The sequence below is a fragment of the Lysobacterales bacterium genome, assembly GCA_014946745.1.
Taxonomy (GTDB): domain Bacteria; phylum Pseudomonadota; class Gammaproteobacteria; order Xanthomonadales; family Xanthomonadaceae; genus Aquimonas.
This window is the reverse complement of sequence record JADCRD010000003.1, coordinates 546,267-568,243: the sequence shown is the minus strand read 5'-3', so window position 1 is coordinate 568,243 and position 21,977 is coordinate 546,267. Positions and strand designations below refer to the sequence as shown.

The 21,977-nt window shown below is 69.7% G+C and carries 11 protein-coding genes; all 11 read right to left on the bottom strand.

What is annotated here, in order from left to right; all coding sequences use genetic code 11:
- Window positions 1-650 precede the first annotated feature (650 nt).
- Complete coding sequence (locus H4O13_18090) at window positions 651-1,106, bottom strand: hypothetical protein (GenBank protein ID MBE5317306.1); 456 nt, start codon at window positions 1,104-1,106, stop codon at window positions 651-653.
- Window positions 1,107-1,487: 381 nt separating this feature from the next.
- Window positions 1,488-2,186 (bottom strand): outer membrane beta-barrel protein, encoded by a 699-nt coding sequence (locus H4O13_18085; GenBank protein ID MBE5317305.1) that lies wholly within the window; start codon window positions 2,184-2,186, stop codon window positions 1,488-1,490.
- A 399-nt stretch (window positions 2,187-2,585) separates the two neighbouring features.
- The gene (locus H4O13_18080) at window positions 2,586-3,923 is read right to left on the bottom strand and encodes a histidine kinase (GenBank protein ID MBE5317304.1); all 1,338 of its coding nucleotides are present in this window, start codon (window positions 3,921-3,923) and stop codon (window positions 2,586-2,588) included.
- Between the two features lie 347 nt (window positions 3,924-4,270).
- On the bottom strand, window positions 4,271-5,653 hold the full coding sequence (locus tag H4O13_18075; protein MBE5317303.1) for a sigma-54-dependent Fis family transcriptional regulator: 1,383 nt from the start codon (window positions 5,651-5,653) through the stop codon (window positions 4,271-4,273).
- Window positions 5,654-6,066: 413 nt separating this feature from the next.
- Window positions 6,067-6,735, bottom strand: coding sequence for an ABC transporter ATP-binding protein (locus H4O13_18070; GenBank protein MBE5317302.1), 669 nt, complete (start codon window positions 6,733-6,735; stop codon window positions 6,067-6,069).
- Between the two features lie 49 nt (window positions 6,736-6,784).
- Window positions 6,785-9,172, bottom strand: a complete 2,388-nt coding sequence (locus tag H4O13_18065; protein ID MBE5317301.1) for an ABC transporter permease — start codon at window positions 9,170-9,172, stop codon at window positions 6,785-6,787.
- Between the two features lie 496 nt (window positions 9,173-9,668).
- Window positions 9,669-12,074: an ABC transporter permease gene (locus H4O13_18060; GenBank protein ID MBE5317300.1), complete on the bottom strand. Its 2,406-nt coding sequence runs from the start codon at window positions 12,072-12,074 to the stop codon at window positions 9,669-9,671.
- 110 nt (window positions 12,075-12,184) lie between these two features.
- Window positions 12,185-14,584: an ABC transporter permease gene (locus tag H4O13_18055; protein ID MBE5317299.1), complete on the bottom strand. Its 2,400-nt coding sequence runs from the start codon at window positions 14,582-14,584 to the stop codon at window positions 12,185-12,187.
- 2 nt (window positions 14,585-14,586) lie between these two features.
- Window positions 14,587-17,052 (bottom strand): ABC transporter permease, encoded by a 2,466-nt coding sequence (locus H4O13_18050; protein ID MBE5317298.1) that lies wholly within the window; start codon window positions 17,050-17,052, stop codon window positions 14,587-14,589.
- Between the two features lie 25 nt (window positions 17,053-17,077).
- A complete protein-coding gene (locus tag H4O13_18045; protein ID MBE5317297.1) occupies window positions 17,078-19,504 on the bottom strand; it encodes an ABC transporter permease in 2,427 nt (808 codons plus the stop codon).
- Window positions 19,505-19,582: 78 nt separating this feature from the next.
- Entirely contained in the window at window positions 19,583-21,964 is a 2,382-nt protein-coding gene (locus tag H4O13_18040; GenBank protein ID MBE5317296.1) for an ABC transporter permease, read from the bottom strand.
- Between the last annotated feature and the right edge of the window lie 13 nt (window positions 21,965-21,977).

The following is a 21,977-nucleotide window of genomic DNA, read 5'->3' as shown; positions in this document are numbered from 1 at the left end:
CTCGCTTTACGACGAGAGTGTCCATTGGGCCTAACGCCGTGCTAACTGGCCCGCGGCCAGCGGTGATCGGCTTGAATGAAGCATGTCCCCGCGGGTCCAGTTGAGCACACAGTTAGATTGCACGCGCCGCGGCCTTAAGAAGTGCTTGATACGGGCCGAATCTTTGCTCTGGATACAGACTTGCCTGAAGACAGTTGCCGCGTGTGGCAGAGACCTCAGCTACCGCTCGGAGAACCAGATTGCCTCCGCCCTGCAACGCAAACACAAGATCTCGGCGCCCTGCGCCAGTCAGCGTGACTAGCAGCCGCCCTCCATGCTCTCCTTCCACGACTCTCATGACTGCATCTTCGATCGCATCCAGTTCGGTCAGCAATGCATCGAGGTCACCCGCGTCCGGCGGATCGACCTTTACCCACAGCGCCGCGGGAAAGTTCGAATCCCCGAGCAGCCCCGAGCAATCCGTTCGGAACCTTGCGATGGTATCGCCCTCCGGAGATCGCAGTTGGGCAACCTGCCAAGCGGGGAACGCCATTGGTTGAATCTCGCAGAGAACGTTGAACGAGAAATCTAACGCCGCGTTAAGCGGCCGCGGGCCGCAGACATATCAGGAAACATCGAAACCTTTCCCCGCGGTCCGCTTGAACGCACAGTTAGATTCCACGCGCCGGTACACCAAACAGCTGCTCCCAGTACCAGCCGTAACCCCATTGCCTTTCACATGAGCTCTCGCACGTATAGGACTTCTCGTCGGTGCGTAGCTCGCTGGCGCACTCAAACCGGAATCTTGCACTGTGCGATACGTGACCAAAAGACTCCTCCACCTCAACAGCATCAACCTCGAACCTAACTTCCATTGATGCGCTTCGGATGCCCTCAAGCTCGACGCCGTGGGCAGCGGCCTCTTTGTGGAGCCACTCACGATAGCTCGATGCGGTTCGGAGCAGCGGCTCAGGAACCCCATCAATGGAGGCCGTACCCTCGAGGAGATTGAAGGATGGCACTCCTCGCTTTGCGCGTGCGAGCAAAGCGAGATCGTATCCCTCAGGGAGGTCGATAAACCTCTGAGGGAACATGTTTGCGAAGTGTTGAATCACTTTGCGACGCATGTTCGTGGAATCCAACTACTATTAGACGGAAACCGTCGTGATAACACCGCCGCATAATCTTGAGCCGTGCGTGCGAGCGTGGGAAATTTCCTCCGCTATTCAGAGCCTTACACCGCCGGCTCCGCCTATCCCGTCGGCCTAATCTGGCGGCCTTTCGCAGAAGCTCTGGCAACGCGCGATCCTTGCACCGCGGCTGGCTCAAGGCAAGCACGCCGGCTGAGTGCGTCGGCTGCGGGTACGAAGACGCCCTACCTGCGAACTGCGATGCGACGGGGCGCGTTGCACTCGCGATAGATCAATCCGCTCGCAGGAAGGACGCTCGCAGAACCGCTGGGCCTCGCGAGGCGTGCGACAAGCCCCGATTCGATCGCTGAGGCCGCGTCAGAACGCGTAGCGCGCCCCCACGCTAAAGGTCGTGATCTTGCCCAGCTCGTAGCCGGCAAAAACCGCGACCTTGGGACGGACGTACCAGCGGCCGGTCAGGCCGACCAGGACGTCGGCGTCGAAGCCGCTTGAGCCCTCGCTGGCGACGTCGCCCACCGAGGTGTAGCGCGCGTGGCCCTGCAGGTGGACGCTCGGGCTCGCCGCCCAGATCACGCCGACCTCGCTGCCAAAGCCATCTTCGGCACCGTCGGCCGGGAAACGGAAGTTGGCGGCTTCAAGATTCTTCAGCTCGGCGCTGTCAAAACTGAGGCGCCCGTAGAGACTGGTGCGAGGCGACAGCGCATGCGCGTAGCCGACGCCAATGCGCCAGCGCACGATGTCGAACTCACCGTCGATAATCTCGGGGCCGCCTCTGACCTCCAACTCCTGGCCGGCGTTGGAGTACTCGCCGAACACGTGCATGTTCTCGCTGAACTGCCAGGCGACACCGATGAAAGCGCCACCACCTGCATCGGCTTCGAGTTCGAGCGGCGTGCCGCTGCCCGTGAAGGTGCCAGCGCCCTCCACATCGTTGACGAATCCGCCGACGATGCCACCTTCGATGTAGTTGAAGCCGATGTCCTGCGCGCTGGCAGCCGCCGGCGCACCAAGCGCGAGCGTCACTGCAAGCGCGATCATCCGTTGTCGCGTGGTCATGCGTTTCTCCTTGGTGTGTTTGTGAGTGCGACCGGCCGCTGCGGGCTGGGCTGTGGGTGTCGGCCTGCGAGCGGCCTGCCGATGCTGTTGAAGCTACGCCGAGAGCGGATCGTTCGCATCGACGCCGCGGGCCGCGGAATCGGCCGTCCGGATCATCCATGGGTAGCGGTCCGCCTTGCGGTCGGTGTCGAAGTGGGGTGTGACGGGTTTGGGCCGCGCCACCGGACTCAGGCGGCGGCAAGCCTAGGCTGCAGTTCGCGAATTACGCGTGTCGATGCGGTCGCTACGCGCGCGTCCGCGACGCAAGTTCGCGCAGGCGTGTTCGCCCGGCATCCCCTCGGTAGATTTTCAGGCTCCGCCGACACTACAGAGGAGACTCTCGCCGCCCCAGTCGGCAGCTCAATCCCCAATCCCCAATCCCGAATCCCCGCTCTCCAGCCACACCTCTGCCCGACAGCCGCGAGCGTCATCGCGATTGCGCAGCGTCAGGCGCCCGCCGTGGCCTTCGATGATCTGGCGGGCCAGCACCAGGCCGATGCCGGAGCCGCCGGGCTTGGTGGTGAAGAAGGGCACGAACAGGTTGTCGCTGCCGGACAGGCCCAGGCCCTCGTCGAGGATTTCGATGTGCACCTGGGCGCCGTCGGCGCGAGCGCGGATTTCGACGCCGCCGCGCTGGGTCAGGCTGGCTTCGGCGGCGTTCTTGACCAGGTTGATCAGCGCCTGCTCCAGCTGGTCGGGGTCAGCGGCGAAGCGCAGCTCGGGCAGGGCGCCGAGCTTCACCGGCACGCGCTGTTCGAGCGCAGCGACGCGACGCAGCAGCGGGGCCAGCTCGACCTCGCGGCGCTGCGGTGGGGGCAGTCGGGCGAGTGCGGTGTAGCCGATCATGAAGCGGTTGAGCGCCTCGGCGCGGTCGCCGATCACCTGCAGGCCGGCGTCGACATCCTCGCGCCAGTCTTCGGGCAGGGGCTCGCGCGCCAGCACGCGCACCAGGGTGCCGGCCATGGATTTGATCGGCGCCAGCGAATTGTTCAGCTCATGGCCGAGCACGCGGATCAGGCGCTGCCAGGCTTGGCGCTCTTCTTCGCGCAGGGCGCGCGAGAGGTCGGTGATCACCAGCAGGTCCTGCGGGCGGCCGGCCGAGCGGAAGCGGAAGCGGCGCACGTCGAAGCGGCCTTCGCTGCCGCCGAAGCTGCGCTTCAGCACGGCGGCGGTTTCGACAGCGAGGCAATCCTCAAGGCCCAGCTCGGCCGCGCTGCGGCCGGCGGCGTGGCTGCGGCCGAGCAGACGCAGGCCGGCGGCGTTGACCAGCTGCAGGCGCGACTCGGCGTCGAAGCTGAAGAGGGCGATGTCGATGGCTTCGATCACCTTGCCGAGCAGGGCGTTGGATTCCTCCACCCGCAGGCGCTGCTCGCGCAGTGTGGCGGACAGCGCGTTGACCTCCCAGATCACTTCGCCGATCGCATCGCCGCGCTGGGCGCGCGAGCCGCGCAGGCTGAAGTCGCCTTCGCGCAGGGCTTCAAGCAGGTTGGCCAGCGTGTACAGCGGGTAGACCACGCGCTGCTTCAGGCGCAGGGCCAGCAGCAGGCTGGCGATGGCGGCAGTGATCAGCAGCGGCGCACGCAGGCGGCTCATGGCCTCGGCCGGCAGCCACAGCAGCAGGCCGATGCACAGCGCGGCCGGCAGCAGCAGCAGGGCGGCATCGAGCAGCAGGCGGCGCTCGAAGTTGGGCTTCAGCATGCGGGCGCTGCGCTGTGTTCCCGCGCCGCGTACGCGCGCACTGCGAACGTCGCCTGCGCGCTGGCGGGGCCAAGCCGACACGTATCGGATTCAGCATGGCCTTGATCGGTGCTCGCAGATCCGGCGCATTTCCCGACCCATTCGGCCGCTGCCGGGCCAAGCCCTCGCTGCCCTCGGTCACGCGGGATCCAGCACAGGTGCGCTCGATCCGCGGGCGCGTCCTGCATGGGGCACGACAAGGTTGGACGCTTGAGCTTTGCCTTGGCGAACGCGGCAACCGGGCCGTGCCGCTTCCGCATCCCGCGGCGGTGCGATTGCGCCTGATGCGTAGCGCGTGCGCCCATCGCTTACTCCTCCGTCGCCAGGCCGTACTTCTCCAGCCGCCGGTAGAGCGCGCCGCGGCTTAAGCCCAGCACCTCGGCGGCGCGCTGGATGTTGCCGCGGCACTGGTCCAGCGCGTTGCGGATCATCGCCTGCTCGGCCTGCTCCAGGGTCATGCCGTTCAAAGCGGGTGCGGCCGCACTGGCGGCGGGTGCATCCGCCACCACGGCGCTGCCGCTGCCGAGGTCGAGGCTGTCGATCTCGCTGCCGCGGGCCATCAGCACCGCACGCTCGATCACATGGGCCAGCTCGCGCACATTGCCCGGCCAGGCGTGTTGCTCCAATGCACGCAGGGTCGAGGGCGCGAAGCGCAGGCCCTCACGGCGGTAACGCTGGGCGGCGCGGGCGAGAAAGTCGCGGGCCATGGCGGCGATGTCCTCGCGGCGCTCGCGCAGCGGCGGCAGACGCAGCTCGACTGTGTTCAAGCGGTACAGCAGGTCCTTGCGGAAGCGGCCGGCGGCGACTTCGTCGGCGAGGTCGGCATTGGTCGCCGACACCAGGCGGACGTCGACCTTGAGCGTGCGCGAGGAGCCGACCCGCTCCAGCTCGCCGTCTTCCAGCACGCGCAGCAATTTGGGCTGCTGGCTGGGCGGGATGTTGGCGATCTCATCCAGAAACAGCGTGCCGCCGTCGGCCAGCTCGAAGCGGCCGATGCGGTCGGCCTTGGCGTCGGTGAAGGCACCGCGCACGTGGCCGAACATTTCCGATTCGAAGACCGTCTCGGCGATGCCGCCCATGTTGACCTTGACCAGCGGCGCCTCGGCCCGCGCCGAGCGGCGGTGCAGTTCGCGTGCGAGCAGACCCTTGCCGGTGCCGTTCTCGCCGAGGATCAGCACGTTGGCGTCCGAGGGCGCGACGCGGTCGAGCAGATCGAGCAACGGCCGCATCGAAGGCGCTTCGGCGATGAAGGGCTCGGCGCCCTCGCCCTGCTTGAGCATGCCTTCGAGCTTGGCCGCGCGGCGCTGGCTGCGGCCCAGCGCGACCTGGGTGGCGAGGATGCTGAGCAGGCGCGCGTTGTCCCAGGGTTTTTCGATGAAGTCGCCGGCGCCTTCGCGCATGGCGCGCACGGCCAGATCGATGCTGCCCCAGGCGGTCATCACCACCACCGGCAGCTCGGGCGCCAGCTTCTTCAGCTCGGCGAGCAGGGCCAGGCCCTCTTCGCCCGAGGTGGTGTCGCGGGTGTAGTTCAAGTCGATCAGCGCGGCGTCGAAGGCCTCGCGCCGCAGCTTCTCGACGGCCTCGCGCGGGCCGTCCGCACAGACGCAGGTGTGGCCTTCGGATTTCAGCAGCAGGCGCAGGGCCTGCAGCACGTCGGCCTGGTCGTCAGCGATGAGGATGCGAGAGGTCATGGGGAATTCTGTGGCAAACCATAAAGTGGGTCTTGACCCACCGGAGCTCGACGCTTGCCCCGGTGTTGCGTGTTCGGGCGCCAGCGTAGCGAGCTCATAGGGTGGGTCTTGACCCACCGGAGCCCGAAGCTCGCCCCGGTGTTGCGTGTTGGGACATCGGAACTGGCGACAGCGTATCGGGTGAACGTCGAATGACAACACGGGTCGACGCAAGCGCGGAGCTTTGTTGGGTCAAGACCCACCCTATGGGTTTCGACGTACCGAGGCGAGCGTCGAGCTCCGGTGGGTCAAGACCCACCCTATGGGTTTGCCAACACCGAGGCGAGCGTCGAGCTCCGGTGGGTCAAGACCCACCCTATGGGCTGCGGCAAGGTCATAGGGCGGGTCTTGACCCACCGCACGGGTCTCCGCTCTCACGCAACCTGCTTCATCCAACCGTCGTGCAGCTCCACCCGCCGCGATCCGCGCGCGGCGTACTCGGGGTTGTGGGTGACCTGGACGATGGTGGTGCCCTCCTTGTTCAACTCGCTGAGCAGGTCCATCACCTGCTCGCCCTGGCTCGAATGCAGCGCGCCGGTCGGCTCGTCGCAGAGCAGCAGGCGCGGCCGGGCGATCACTGCGCGGGCCACTGCGACGATCTGCTGCTGGCCGCCGGACAACTGGCGCGGATACAGGTCGCGCCGCGCGGCCATGCCGAAGCGATCGAGCAGTTCGGCCACGCGCGCCTGCCGCTCGCTGCCTCGCACGTTGCGGTAGGAGAGCGGCAGCTCCAGGTTCTCGGCGACGGTCAGATCATCCAGCAGGTGGTAGTGCTGGAACACGAAGCCGATGTGCTCGCGGGCGAAGTCTTTGCGCGCGCGCTCCTTCAGCGCTTGCAGATCGGTGCCGGCGAAGCGGTAGCTGCCCGACCAGTCGGAGTCCATCAGGCCCAGCACCGACAGCAGGCTGGTCTTGCCCGAGCCGGACGGCCCCATGATCGACAGGAAATCGCCCTCGCGGATGTCGAGGCTGATCTTGCGCAGCACGTAGTGGCGCTGGGCGGCCAGCGGGTAGGACTTCTCGATGTCGCGGAGTTCGATCATGGGTCGCTTTCCTCTTGGGTGTCGTAGTGCGGACGTGCGCGCGTGGCGCTCAGCTTTCGCGCAGCGCGCTCATGGCGTCGGTGCGGGCTGCGCGCAGGGCGGGTGCCAGCGCGGCAATCACCGTGGCCAGCGCCAGCAGCAGCACCGCGGCGCCGATCACCAGCGGCTGAATGCCCTCCAGCCCGAACAGCTGGGCGCTGAGCACGCGCAGCACCGCCCAGGCGCCGAGCAGCCCTATCGCAATGCCCAGGGCCGCGACGCGCGTGCTTTCCTTCAGGCTCTGCAGGGCCAGCGCCCGGGGCGCCGCGCCCACCGCGAGCCGCAGGCCGAATTCGGACACACGCTGGCGCTGGCGCAGGGCGGCTACGGCATAGACGCCGAAGGCGGCCAGCAGCAGGGCGGACAGCGCCGCCACCGACACCGTGCGCGCGAAGAAGCGGGCCTGCACCAGTTCATCGTCGAACGCATCGCTTAGCGTGTAGATCTGCGTGCTGGCCTCGCGCGGATCGACCTCGTACAGCGCGTCGGTGAGCAGCTTCTGGTGGTTGCCAAGCCCGCTCGGCGCGTACAGCAGGTGGGTCATCACCGCGGACGGCGCGGACGCATACGGAATCAGCAGCTCGGGGCCGGGCGAGGCACGCAGCCCGCGGTTGCGGGTGTCACCGGACACACCGACCACGCGGTAGGCAATGCGCTCGGAGTCGCCCACCGGCAGTTCGACGATGCGGTTCAGGGCGCTGGCGTCACCGAACAGCTGACGCGCCAGGGTCTGGTTGATCACCGTCACCGGCTCGCTGCCGGCGCGGTCGGTCGCCTCAATGCCGCGCCCCTGCAGCAGCGGCAGCTGCATCAGCTGCAGGTACTCGGGCGAGACCCGACGGATGCCAACCTGGAAAGGCTCGGGCTGGTCGCGCTCGGGCAGCTTCAGGTCGGCGCTGAAGTTGCCGATGACCGACAGCGGCGCCGCGTTGGCCAGTGCAACCTGCTCCACGCCGGGCAGCGATTCGAGCTGCGCGGACAGGCGCTGGGCGAAGCCGCGCAGCGTGTCGTCATCGCCGCGATGGAACAGCTGCAGCACGTAGACGCCCTGATGGCGCAGGCCGGGATCCACCGACTGCAGCTGCCACAGGCTGACCAGCAGCGCACCGCCGGCGGCGACGCCCGCGGTGGACAGGGCCACGCCCACCGCCGGCAGCCAGGCGCGCGAAGCGCGGCGGCCGAGCACGCCGCGGCCGGCGCGCATCGCTTCCATCGCCCGCGACTGCAGGCGCAGCGCGCCCGCGCAGGCGGCGATCAGGGGCACCAGCAGCCCAAGCCCCAGGGCGAACAGCCACACGCGCGTATCGATGGCGATCGCCTCGACCCGCGGCAGGCTGCCGCGCGCAAGTTCGCGCAGGGCGTCGACGCTGAGCGTGGACAGCAGCCCGCCCAGCGCCAGCGCGATCGCTGTCAGCAGCCCGATCTCCAGCAGCAGCCCGCGGTACAGGCGCGCGCGGGTGGCGCCGAGTGCCTGCGCCACCGCCTGCTGATGACGCAGCGCCACCTGGCGGGCGTCGATCAGGATGGCGACATTGGCGCAGGCCACCAGCATCACCAGCAGGGCGACGCCGAACACGCCCCACAGCACGCCGCGCAGGCTGCCGACGATCCAATCCAGCAGCGGGCGGTCACCCAGGCCCCAGCGCGGCTCGGCGAGCGAGTGAGTGCGCGCCAACTCCGCGCTGATCTGGTCGAGTCGCTGAGCTCGCTGGATCGCGTCCACCTGCGGATCGAGTCGCGCGTAGGCGTCGAGATAGCGCGCGTTCCAGATCCAGGGCTCGGTGCGGTCGAAGGTGCTGTTGAGCAGCGGGCGCCAGGCGCCAATCGTGCTGGTAGGCACAGCGAAGTCCGGCGGCATCACCCCGACCACCTGCATGCCGCCCTCGGAGGTTTCGATGATCTCGCCGATGGCGTCGGCGCGTCCGCCCAGCAGGCGCTGCCATTCCGCATGCGAAAGGATCAGCGCGCCGCGCTCGCTGGCGTGGTCCTCGGGCTCGAACCAGCGCCCCAGGAACGGCTGCACGCCGAAGGTCGCGAAGAAGCCGGGATTGACGACGGCGATGTTGAATTCACGCGGACGATCCTCGGCATAGATGGTCATTCCGCCCCAGTTGAAGTAGGCCATCGAGGCGAAGGGCGAATCCGGCTGCTCCAGCCGCCGCGCCTCGGCCGGCGTGAGGCCGCTGCTGTTCACGCCGCGCTCGAGGCTGCGGCTTTCCACCACCACCAGCTGCTCGGACTGCGGAAACGGCAGGCTGCCCAGCACCCCGCTCAGCACAGCGAACAGGGTGGTGCTGATGGCGATGCCCAGCGCCAGCATCAGCACCACAGCCAGCGAGTAGCCGGGCGCCTGCAGCAGGCGGCGGAGCGCGTAGCGGAAGTCCGTGGAGATCGACATGGGTCTTGCCTCGACTGGGAGGGATCAGGGGACGGGTGGTGGTGGGATAGCAGGACATTCAGCGCAGGCCATCAGACGAGAGCGCTCAGGCGAATGGCTCCCCTCTCCCCTCGTGGGAAGCGGAGGAAAGCGCAGGTCGGCTGCCGGCAGCAGCCGACGCTTTCCGGAGCCCGAGCGAAGCGAAGGCAGGTTGAGGGAGAGGGCGAGAACGCTTGCGACACGCCTCGCTCCTCGTCCCAATCTGCCCTGGCGCGAGTGCGAGGGGTTGGGGGAGAGGGGGAGAACGCTTGCGGCACGCCTTGCCCCCTCTCCCCAACCTTCCTTCGCTTCGCTCGGGCTCCGCAGAGCATCGGCTGCCACCGGCAGCCGATACGCGCTCTGCTCCGCTTCCCACGAGGGGAGAGGGGCTTGAAGCACGCCTCGACGTCGCTGGAGCTGACGCTCGCGCAATCCATGCGGATCACTCCTACGCTCGTGCAATCCATGCGGATCACTCCTAGTCCTGCCGCAGCGCCTGCATCGGATCGATCCGCAGCGCGCGCAGCAGCGGGCCAGCAAATGCCGCCAGCGCGGCAAGCAGCACCACCAGCAGGGCCGTGAGGAACACCGCGGGCTCGGCGCTGCGCGTGTGGAAGTTTTCGCTGGCGAGCATCCCGGACCAGGGCAGGGCCAGGGCCATGCCGATCGACAGGCCGATCGCCAGCTGCAGGCCAACGCCGCCGCCGACCAGGCGCAGCACGCTGCGCGCGTCGGCGCCGATCGCGCGGCGGATGCCGATCTCACGCGAGCGCGAGAGCACCGCCTGGGCCAGCACGCCGTAGAGGCCGGTGGCCGCCAGCACCAGGCCGAGCAGGCCGATCGCGCTGAACATCTGGCTCAGGATCACCGGCCCGATGCGGCCCATCTCGATCGCGCGCTGCTGGGTGCGCAGCTGGTACACCGGCAGGTCGGCGTCAAGCTGGCGCACGCGCTCGGCCAGCAGCGGCGCCAAGTCAAGCGCCTCGCCCTCGGCGCGGATCGCCACGGTGACGAACTCGCGCGGATGCTGGGCCAGCGGCGCCAGCAGGGTCGGCTGCACGGAGTCATCGGCGTCCTCCAGATGCAGGCGGGCGATCACGCCGACCACCGTGTAGGCATCGGGCTCGGCGCGCTGCGGGTTGACCCACAGGGTCTGACCGAGCGCAGTGCCGGCGGGCCACAGCGCCTGCGCCAGTCGCGCATCGACCACCACCACGCGCGCGCTGTCGGCGGTGTCGCGGGCGTCGAGCATTCGCCCTTCGAGCAGCTCAAGCCCGTACACCTCGGCGAAGCCGGGATCGACATGCGCCGCCAGCGCCCGCGGCCAGCCACCCTTGGGCTCGGCTTGACCCGCGGCGCCGATGCTCTCGCTGGCGCCGGCCATGGTGCCCGGCAGGGCTGAGGAGACCGATGCCGCGCGCACGCCGGGCTGGGCTTCGAGGTCTTCGACCAGCGCTTGGTAGAAGGCCTGTTTCGCGGGCGCTTCGGCGTAGCGCGCATCGCGCAGGCCGATGCGGCCGGTCAACACTTCCGCGGGCGGCGTGGCAGTGCCGAAATCGAAGGCAAAGATCCGCTCCAGCCCGCGCAGGAAGGTGCCGGCGCCGACCAGCAGCAGCACGGTGAGCGCGATCTCGGCCACCACCAGCGCGCGCACGGTGCGCCCCGCGCCGGCATCGGCGCCGCTGCGGCCACCCGCGCGCAGGCCCTGCTGCAGGTCGAGCTTCGAGGCCCGCAGCGCCGGCCACAGGCCCGAGGCCAGCGCGGTCACCAGCGCCGCCAGCAGGGCGAAAGCGAACATGCGAAGGTCGATGCTGAAGTTGACGAAATAGGGCGGCGCGTCCTCGTTGGCGATGAACACGGCGAGCAGCCAGCGCCCGGCAGCATCGGCGATGACCAGGCCGATGGCAGTCGCGGCCAGCGCGAGCAGCACGCTCTCGGCCAGCAGCTCGCGCAGCAGGCGACCGCGGCTTGCACCCAGCGCGCCGCGCACCGCCAGCTCCTGCTGGCGCGCCAGCGCATGGCCCAGGCGCAGGTTCGCGGCATTGAGGCAGGCCAGCAGCAGCACCAGGGCGCCGGGGACAAAGATCATGCCGACGATGCCGCGGGTGTTCTCGTTGACGAAGCGCAGCACCAGCGGCTTCAGGCTCAAGGGCCGCTGGTCGCGGTGCGCCATCAGCGCCGGCCCCAGGCGCTCGACCACGGTGTCGAACTCGACGCGCGCCTGGCTCAGCGAAACGCCGTCGGCGAGCTTGGCGATCACCTGCCCACCGTAGGGGTCATCGCTGCGCAGGCGGCGCGGCATCCACACCTCGGCGATGTAAGGGAAGCGGAACTCCTCCGGCAGCACGCCGACCACCGTGGCGGCTTCGCCATTGAGCTTCAGCACGCGGCCGATCACCGATGGATCGGCACCGAAATCCTCGCGCCAGACGCGCTCGCCCAGCAGCAGCACGGCGGGCGCGCCGGGCTGGTCGTCGGCCTCGATCAGGCCGCGGCCGAGAATCGGCTGCACGCCGATCAGCTGCTGCGCCTCAACGCTCATCTGCGCGCCCTCGTAGCGCTGCGGCAGGCTGTCGCCACCGCGGCTGATGTTGGCGGTGGCCTCGTCGTACACGCCCATGCGCTCGAAGCTGCGCAGCTCATCGCGCAGCCGCAGGTAGTCATTGGCATGGATGCCGCCGACGCCGCTCTCGCGGCGCTCGCCCATGGCCACGAGACGGTCGGCTTCGGGAAAGGGCAGCGGCCGGATCAGCAGGCCGTTGACCACCGACAGCAGAAACAGGAAAGCGCCAAGCCCGAGGCCCAGCACGCCGACCACCAGCGCACTCTGGGTGGGTCGGCGCAGCAGGCGGCGGGCGGCGTTGTTCAGCTCAAGCATCGGCATGCGAATCTCCCTTTCCATGCAACTCGAAGCCGGGGATCAGCCTGCGCGGAGAAGTGCGCCGGGCTGGGGGGCAACAGAAACCGACCGTTCGCGCGAATCCGGATCGCGGCCTAAACATGTCGTAGCACCTCGGTGGGCGGCGTGCGCGCTGCCCGCAGCGCCGGGCCTGCGCTGGCAGCCAGGGCCACAAGCACCATCAGGACCGCACCGATCAGCAGGGCGCCCAGGGGGAGACCCGCCTCAACCCCCAAGGCGCCGAGCTCGGCAAAGCCGAACGCAGCTGCGCTGGCGCAGGCACCCAGCACGACGCCGATCAGGCCGACCCTCAGACCTTCGCGCAAGGCGCGCGAGGCGAGCTGGGAAGGTCGCGCGCCGACCGCCAGACGCAGGCCGTACTCAGGCAGGCGACGCCGCTGCTGCAGCGAGGACACGGCATACACACCGGCCGCTGCCAGCAGCAGGGCGAGTGCGGCGAACACGCCAACGGTGGCCGAGAACACACGCGCCGGCCGCAGTTGATCGGTCAGCTGCGCCTGCAACATGAACTGGTCGGTCACCGGCTGACGCGGATCAAGGGTCTGCAGCGCCGCGCGAACCTGTGTGTCGATCTCGGGCCCACCGCTGCGGCTGCGCACGAGAAAGCTCATGCCCATCCGCGGCGATTGCGCGTAGGGCACCAGCACCTCGGGTGCAGGCGCATTGCGCAGGCCTTCGTTGCGAATGTCGGCGATGACGCCTACCACTTCATGCCGCAGCTGACCGCCCCGCCCATCGGGCAGTTCGATCTGGCGCCCCACGGCGTTCTCATTCGCGAACAAACGACGCGCGGCTGCGGCGCTCAGCAGGACAACCGGTGCCGAGCCGCGTCGATCCTCGCGGCTGAAATCGCGACCGCTGAGCAGAGGAATCCCGAGCAGGGCTCGATAGCCGGGCGAGACGTGCCGAACACCCGCCTGCAGCGGCGCGGCATCGCTCTGGTCCGCAGACCGGAGCTGGAGCTGAGCGCTGCCGATGTTGGACAGGGGAACCGCACTGGACAGTGCCGCCTGCTCAACGCCGGGGATGGCCGCCAAGGCCTCAAGCATGCGCTCGGCGAAGGGCACGAAGGCCTCCTGGCCGACGCGGAAGATCTGCAGGGCATGCACGCGATCGGTCTGGTAGCCCGGTTCAATCTGCTGCAAACGCCACAGCCCACTGGCAAGCCCGAGTGCGCTCACCAGACTGAGCGTGGCCAGTGCCACCGCGACGGCCGGCAACCAGCGCTGCGGGCCGGCCGAAGCCGGCAGGCCGAGGCCCGCGCCGCGCATGGCTGCGGCCTCGACAGCGCCCCCGCGTACTGCCCCCACCACCACCACCACACCCGGCAGCAGCAGGCCCAGGGCGACCGCAAACAGCAGGGCACCGGAATCCAGCTGGATCTGTTCAGAGCGCGCCAGGCTGGTTTCGGCGACTTCGCGCAGCAGGGCGATGGCCGCGAGTGCGATCAGCACACCCATCGCGACCGCTGCCATCGAAAGGGCGGCGAGCTCGATCAACGCGGCGCGACCCAGTCGCGCTGAGCTCGCGCCCAAGGCGAGCTGTACAGCGCGCTCGCGCAGGCGTGCAGTACGGCGCGCATCGAGCATCAAGGCCAGATTGCTGGCGCCGATCAGCAGCACCAGCAGGGCCAGCGCGAACGCGCCCCACAGAGCGCCGCGCACATCACCCACCAGTTGATCCAGCAGACTGCGGCTCGACGCCGTCCAACCGGATTCCGCCTCGCCGCGCACCAGCGCCTGCATCCGCGCCGCCAGCGCGGCGTCTGCCTGTTGCGCAGAGGTCGAACCCAGCAGGCGCCCCACCAGCATCACCGCTCGCACCGTGCGACGCGGCTCGCCCTGGGGCAGAAAGCGCGGCGACAACGGACGCCAGAGCGCGGCATCGCCAGAGAACACGCTGATGTCCGCGGGCAACACGCCGATGACTTCCAGCGGCGCCTCGTCGATCACATCGAGGCGCTGACCCAGCACCGCGGTCGAACCGCCGAACCGGCGCTGCCACTCGGAATGGGAGAGCAGGGCCACCGGCCGATCCTCGCGGATGTCCTCCTCGCTGAGCAGACGGCCCAGCACCGGCTCGACACCGAGTGCAGCGAAGTAGCCCGGCCCGACCATGTGGGTCGTGAGGTCACGCGCCGACTCGCCGTCGAATACACCGACGCTGTACCACCAGTAGTAGGCGATCTGCTCAAAGCCCGCCACGCCCGCCGAGAGCGCCTCGGCCTCCTCTACGGTGAATTGCGCCGCTTCAATGCCCTGCGCCTGATTGCGCGCCTGCAGAACGACCACCGATGCGCCGTCCCGCAGCGGCAGGCGGCTCAGCAGCATGCCGTGCAGAGCGCTGTACATCGCGACGCTCAGTCCGATGCCCAGGCCGAGCATCAGCACCGCCATCAGACTGAAGCCGGGAGCGCGCGTGAGACCACGCAGCGCCGAGCGCAGTTCGTTCCAGGCACTGGCCAGGCTGGACATGACTATTCGTACCTCAGCGCAACCATCGGATCGGTCCGCGCGGCGCGGCGCGCGGGCAGGTAGCAGGCGGCCAGCGCGACCGTAGCCAGGAAGCCGCAGACCCCCACATAGGTCAGCGGGTCGCCGGCGCTGACGCCGAACAGCTGGCTGCGCGCGGCGTAGCCGAACAGGCCAGCACCGAGCAGGCCGAGACCGAGACCGACCGCCACCAGCCGCGCGCCCTGCCCCATCACCATGCGCAGCAGCTCCTGTGCGCTGGCGCCGATCGCCATGCGTACGCCCAGCTCGCCGGTGCGCTGGCTGACCGCGTAGGCCAGCACGCCGTAGATGCCGAGCGCGGCCAGCAGCATCGACACCGCGGCAAAGGCGCCGAGCAGCAGCATCGGCGCGCGCTGCTGGTCCAGCGAGATCGCGATGCGCTCATCCAGGCTTCGGATGTCGTAGACCGGCTGCTCGGGGTCCACCGCGCGCAGGGCCTCGCGCACCTGCGGCAGCAGCTGTTCGGCCGGCAGCGCCGAGCGCAGCACGAAGCTGCCGAACGGCGGCGTGGCCTGGCTCACCGGCCAGTACAGGGTTTCCTTGCTGGTGGCGGTGGCCAGCTGCTGGTGGCGGACCGTGCCGACCACGCCGACGATGGTGGCCGCTGGCGCATCACCGCCGAAGCGGCTCAGCTGCTGGCCGATCGCATCGCGACCGTTGAAATGGGTGTTGGCGAGGATCTCGTCGATCACCACCACCTGCTCGGACTGCGCGCTGTCGCTGGCATTGAGGTAGCGCCCGGCCAGCAGCGGAATCTTGAGGGCCTCGAAGTAGTCGCCGCCCACCTGGCGCTGCATGCCGTGCGGGTTGGGCTCGCCATCGGCGGTGTCGCGGCCGACGATGCTGTACGAGCCCGAGGAGTCGCTGTTGCTGAAGGGCAGATTCGACGTAAAGGCCGCCTGCTGCACGCCCGGCAGCGCGCGCAGCCGGGCCAGCGCTTCGTCGATGAAGCGTGCGCGCGCGGCGTCCTCGGCGTAGCGCGGCGCATCGAGGTCGACGCGGGCGGTCAGCAGGCCGCTGGACTCGAAGCCCGGGCTCTGTTCGGACAAAGCCTGGAAGCTCCGCAGCAGCAGGCCGGCGCCAATCAAGAGCGTGGTCGCCAGCGCCATCTGCAGCACCACCAGGCCCTGCCGCGACAGCGCGGCGCGACGCCCGCCGGCGCCGGAGCGACCGCCTTCCTTAAGCGTCTCGCCGATGTCCATGCGCAGCAGACTCGCCAGCGGCAGCGCGCTCGCCAGCAGCGCAGCCAGCAGGCTGATGCCGAGGCCAAACAGCACCACCTCGCGGTCGAGACGGATCTCGTAGTCGGCCGAGCTGGGCTGGATGCCCAGCGCCGGCATCAGCTCGATGCAGACCGTGGCCACCGCCAGCCCAGCGAGCCCGCCAAACGCGGCCAGCAGCAGGGCCTCACCCAGCACCTGCAGCGCCAGACGCGAGCGGCCTGCGCCCAGCGCGCTGCGCAGCGTCAGCTCCTTGCGGCGGCCGTGCAGACGAATGAGCAGCAGGTTGGCGAGGTTGGCGCAGGCGATCAGCAGCACCATGCCCACCGCGGCCTGCAGGATGGTCAGCACCTCGCGCGCCTCGCCCACCTGCTGCTCGCGCAGGCTGGAGGCGCCGCCCTTCATGTTGCCGGCGCGCAGAAAAGCAGCGAACCCGGCGCCCTGCTCGCCCGCTGAGGCCAGGCGATCGGCGTTGCGGGCGATGATGGTGTCGAGTTCGGCGGTAAGCCCCTCGATCGTGGCGCCCGGCTTCAGGCGGGCGATGCTCGCGGAGCTCTCGAAGCCGCGCTCCTGATCGCTCTTCTGCTGCTCGGTGAAGGCGAACGGCACCCACAGCTGAACGTCCCGCGAGGGAAAGCCAAAGCCTTCGGGCATGACGCCCAGCACGCGGTAGTTTTCGCCGTTCAAGCGGATCTCGCGCCCCAGCACGTCGCGATCGCCGTTGAAGCGGTTGCGCCAGAGGGCCCACGACAGCACCGCCACCCGTTCGTTGCCGATCTCCGCATGGGCTTCGGTGAACACCTGGCCCAGCGCCGCCTGCGTGCCAAGCGTGCTGAACAGGCTGGGCGTGGCCTTCAGCGCGCTCAGACGCTCGGGCGTTCCGGACGACGCGCTCAAGCCGAAGCTGGCGCTGGTGTACAGCGCCATGTCCTCGATCGAGGGCGCCTGTTCGCGGCGGTCGAGATAGTCCGGAATCGAGGTGCCCGCATAGCCAAGATTCATGTTCGGATAGCGATTGAACACTTCGACCAGACGCTCGCCGTCCGTATACGGCAGCGGCCTCAGCAGCAGGCCGTGCATGACCGAGAAGATCGCGGTGTTGGCGCCGATGCCCAGGCCCAGCGTGAGCACGGCAATGGTCAGGAACAGCGGCCGCGCGAGCAGGCCGCGAAGGCTGTAGCGCAGGTCCTGCAGCAGGCTTGCGATCATGTCGATCTCCTGAAGGCGCGGGCGGTCATGCGCCGCGCAGGCTTTGCACGGGGTCCGCGCGCACCGCACGCAGGCTGGGGATGAGACAGGCCGCAAGGCCGACCGCGCCGAGCACGCCAGCCACGGTCAGCAGCACGCCGGGCTCGACGCTGCCGACGCCGAACAGCTGGGTGCTGAGGCTGCGGCCCAGCAGCACGGCGCCTACCGCGCCCAGGGCGAGCCCGGCAAGCAGCAGGCCGAGCCCCTGCCGCAGCAGCAGGCCCAGCAGGTGCCGGGCATCGGCACCCAGCGACATGCGGATGCCGAGCTCCTGCCGACGCTGCTGCACGCCGTAGCTGATGACGCCATACAGTCCGATCGCCGCCAGGCTGAGCGCCACCGCGCTGAAGATCGCCATCAGCTGCAGACGGAACTGGCGCAGCTGGTTCAACTCCGCGGCCAGCCTCTCGAAGGGGCGGATCGACGACACCGGCATCGCCGGGTCGAGTGTCTGCAGCGCACGGCGCAGCGGCTCGGCCAGGGCCATGGGCTCGCCGCGCACGCGCAGCGCCAGGAAGAACTGCTCCTGCACCGCCTGGTGGTGGTGCATGTAGACCTCCGGGGTCGGCTCGCGGTCGGCGCCGAAGTGGCGGGCGTCGGCGACCACGCCGACCACGGTCTTCGGCCCGCCCAGGAACTCGATCTGCCGACCCACCGGATCGCCCTCGCCCATGAAGCGGCGGGCGAAGCTGGCGTTGACCAGCACGGTCTGCGGCAGCTCGCCGGCGCGTGCGTCGCTGTCCTGCAGAGCGCGGCCCTGTTCGATCAGCACGCCCACCGCGGCGAAGTAGTCCGGATTGACGAAGCGCCAGTTGGCGCCGGGCTCCTGACCTTCGACCGGCTCGCTGCCAATCACCCGCACGCCGGAGCTGTAGTTGTCCATCGCCGAAAGCGGCAACGAGTCGCTGACGCCGACGGCCTCGACGCCGGGCAGTGCCGCGACCGCTGCGAGCACCGCGTCCAGCTTCGGCGCGATCGACAGGGTGTGGCGACGGTAGCTGTCCTCCCAGCCTTCGCCGTCGGGGCCCGCCGGCACGTTGAGCACGACACTGGCCGTCAGCACGCCCTCGGTCCGCACGCCGGTGTTGACTTCGCCGAGGCGGCGCAGGCTCTCGATCATCAGGCCGGCGCCGGCCAGCAGGGTCAGGGCGAGTGCGACTTCCGCCACCACCAGCGCGCGCCGCGCGCGACCGCCGTGACGGCCCGCCGCCGGCCCGCGCCCGGCCTCACCCAGGCTGCCGGCCGGCGGCACGTTGGCCGCGCGCCGCGCCGGCAGCAGGGCGAACAGCAGCAGGGTGCCGAGACTGAGCGCGAGACAGGCGGCCAGCACGCGCCAATCCAGCGCGACTTCGGCCTGCGCGGGCAGCAGATCCGGTGCACCGGCGAGCAGCAGGGGCACGCCGGCGGCGGCGATCAGCGCACCGCCGATGGCACCGAGCACGCCGATGAGCAGCGCTTCGACCAGGGCCGCACGCAGCAGGCGGCCGCGGGCGGCGCCCAGGGCGGCGCGCACCGCGTACTCGGCGCGGCGCTGGCTGGCGCGGGCCAGCAGAAGATTGGCGAGGTTGGCGCAGGCGATCAGCAGCACCAGCAGCGAGGCCACGAACAGGCTCCACAGCGCGTCCTGCAGATGCGCGCCCAGGCTGTCGCGCAGCGGCTTCAGGCGCGCGCCGAGCTTGGCGTGATCGTCGGGATGGGTTTCGGCCAAGCGCGCATTCAAGGCCGACATGGCCGCATCGACCTGGGTTTGGGTGATGCCATCGGCAACACGGCCGATCAGGCGCAGATAGCTGGTACCCCGATCCGAGCCGCTCAGCGGCAGATGGGTGGGCAGATAGAGCTCGGCGCCCTCGGGCAGACGCATTGCCGCGGGGGCTACGCCGATCACCGTCCAGGCTTCGCCGTTCAGTTCGATACGCTCGCCGATCACCTCGCTGCGGCCGCCGAACCGCTGCTGCCACAGCGCATGCGAGAGCACGGCGACCTTCTCGCCGCTGTCCTCCTCAGCCTGTCCGAACCAGCGGCCGAGCAGCGGCGGCAGGCCCATCACCGTCCAGAATTCGGGGCTGACTCGATAGCTGATACGACGCTCGGCGGCGTCGCCGATGCGCAGGGTGCCGATGCCGCCGTTGGTCGCGGCCAGCGCCTCGAACTGGCCGCGCGTGGCTTCGCGCCAGTCGAAGTACAGCGGCCGCGAAACCGGGCCGCCGTAGTTCTCCTGCACGCGCAGCACCTCGACGATGCGCTCGGCCTGCGGGTACGGCAGGGGCTTGAGCAGCACGCCGTAGACCACGCTGGACACCGCAGTGACCGCGCCGACGCCAAGCGCCAGCGTGAGTACGGCGGTGAACAGAAAGCCGGGCTGGCGCAGCAGGCTGCGCAGACTCTGACGGATCTCGCTCAACAGGGTCATGGCTGTGCCTCCGGGCTCTGTGGATGAATGCGTCCTTGCATGTCGCCTCCTTGAACTTGGATCTTGTGGCGCTGTGCTTCAGTCGCTGCGCAGCGCGGTCAGAGGATCGATTCGCAGCGCGCGCCCCAGCGGACCGGCCACGCCCACGGCGAGCGCCAGCAGCAGGCTGAGCAGGGTCGCGGCGATCGCCACTGCGCCGACCTGGCTCTCGCCGTACAGGCTCTGGCTGAGCGGATCGACCAGGGCCACCGCCGCGGCAACGCCCAGCAGCGCGCCGACGGCGCCCCACAGGCCCAGTCCGCCCAGCAGGCCACGACCAAGGCTGAGCCCGGACGCACCCAGCGCGCGGCGCAGGCCAATCTCGCGGATGCGCTCGTTGACCAGGCTGCCGAGCAGGGCCGACAGGCCGGTGGTAGCCAGCACCAGGGCGAGCAGGCCCAACGGGGCGAACATCCCGAGCACCATCTGCGCCCATTCGTTGGCGCGCGCGCGGCGCTCGGCGAAGCTGCCGATCTCGGCCAGCGCGAAGTCCGGATCGAGCTCGGCAGCCAGCGCCTGCAGTCGCGGCACAAAGGCTTCGATATCGCCCTCAAGACGCAGCGCCAGCGCGAGTTCGGCCCCGCTGCGCGGCGGCATCGGCAGGAACACGCTGGGGCGATCCGCGCCGACCGCCTCGGCCAGCCGCAGCTCTTCGCTGAGGCCGATCACCTGGTAGCGCACGCTCTCGCCGCCCACGTCGCGGGTGAAGCTCTCGCCGATGCCGTCGCGGCCCTCGAACAGGGCTGCGGCCAGCGCGGGATCGATCACCGCCACGCGGCGCTGCTGGGCGATCTCGTCCTCGCTGAACCAGCGCCCGCGGCGCAGGGGCAAGCCATAGACCTCGGCAAAACCGGCATCGACCGGCGCCAGATCGACATTGACGCGGCGCTCGCCGAGTTCGAGATCAGGCCGGCTCACCACCGCCAACGGAATGTGGTTGGACACGCTCACCGCGCTCACGCCCGGCTCGGCGCGCAGCCGCTGCTGCAGGCGCTCGCTGAAAGCGGCGCGGGCATCGAGGTCGGCGCCGTTGAACTGCGCTACGAGTACCGCCCCGGTGTCGAGCCCGATCGACCGCGTCTGCTGGGCATGCGCGCCCAACGCGGCTTGCAGGGTGGCGAGCACGGTGACCACCGCCAGCAGGGCCTGCAGGGCGAACAGGCCGCGGCTGAAGCGCGACAGCATCCGGCTGGTCGAACGCGTGCCGCTGCGCAGCTCGGCCAGGGCACCGGCGCCACGCAGACGCATCAGGGTCGGCACGGTCAACAACAACACCGCCAGCAGCGCAGCGGCGGCGCTGATCGCCAGCACCTGGGCCGACAGCTGCAGTTCGACATACAGGGGCATGCCGCTCTCGACGCTCCAGAAGTAGCGCGACAGCGCATCCAGAATCCGATCGCTCAACAGCAGGGCCAGCACCCAGGCCAAGCCGACCAGGAGCAGCCCCTGCAGCAGCAGGCCCGCGCCGATGCGCAGCGCGCCGGCACCCAGCGCCCGCCGCGTCGCCAGCTCACGCGCGCGGCCCAACCACTGCACCAGCAGCAGGCCGCCGGCATTGGTCGCCGCCATCAGCATGACCAGACCGACCACCGCCGCCAGCACCAGCACCAGCAGCTCGGTCTGCGGGCCGGAGGCCGCGCCCCAAAGCGAACCGAAGTGCAGCGCTTCGTGCTTGGCCGCGGCGCCCTCCAGGCGCTCGCGCTCGGCCTGCGCCGCCGCAAACGCCGCGCGGGTCGCCGGCAGCGCGCTGGGCTCATCGATGCGCACGAGGGTCTGCCAGTAGCGGCTGTGCAGGCTGGGCGAAGCAGCGAGATTCACCGGCCGGTAGATCTGCTGCTGGAAGGGATAGGCGCGCTGCGGCGGCAGCACACCGACCAGCACCGCAGGCGCACCATCGATGCGCAGGCTGCGGCCGATGACCGAGGGGTCGGCATTGAAGCGCGAGCGCCACAGCGCATCGCCGATTACCACCACGGCCGGCGCATCGGCGGCGAAGTCTTCGGCGCTGAAGCCGCGGCCCATCGCCATCGGCCAGCCCAGCAGGGCGAAGGGATCGCCATCCAGCAGCGCGCCGCTGACGCGCTCGCTGCGCAAGGCATCGCCACTGGCGGCGGCCAGGTTGAACTCGACGGCGCGCAGCAGAACCGTGCGCTCAAGCCCCGGCAACTCGCGCCGCAGCGCCAGCGCCTCGCTGCCGGGCAGGCTGCGCGCCTGCGCGGCGCTGCCGCCGACGCCAAAGCCGAACAGGCGCTCACCGGGAAGCGTGTCGGGTGCGGCATCCATCACCAGCGCGCTGATCGCGCTGACGCACATGACCGCAACGAGACCCAAGGCCAGCACCAGCACGACCGCGGCGTTGCCCAACGGCCGCGCGCGCAGCAGGCGCAGCGCTTCGCCCCAGATAGCGGTGAGCGCAGTCATGGCGTGTGCCTCG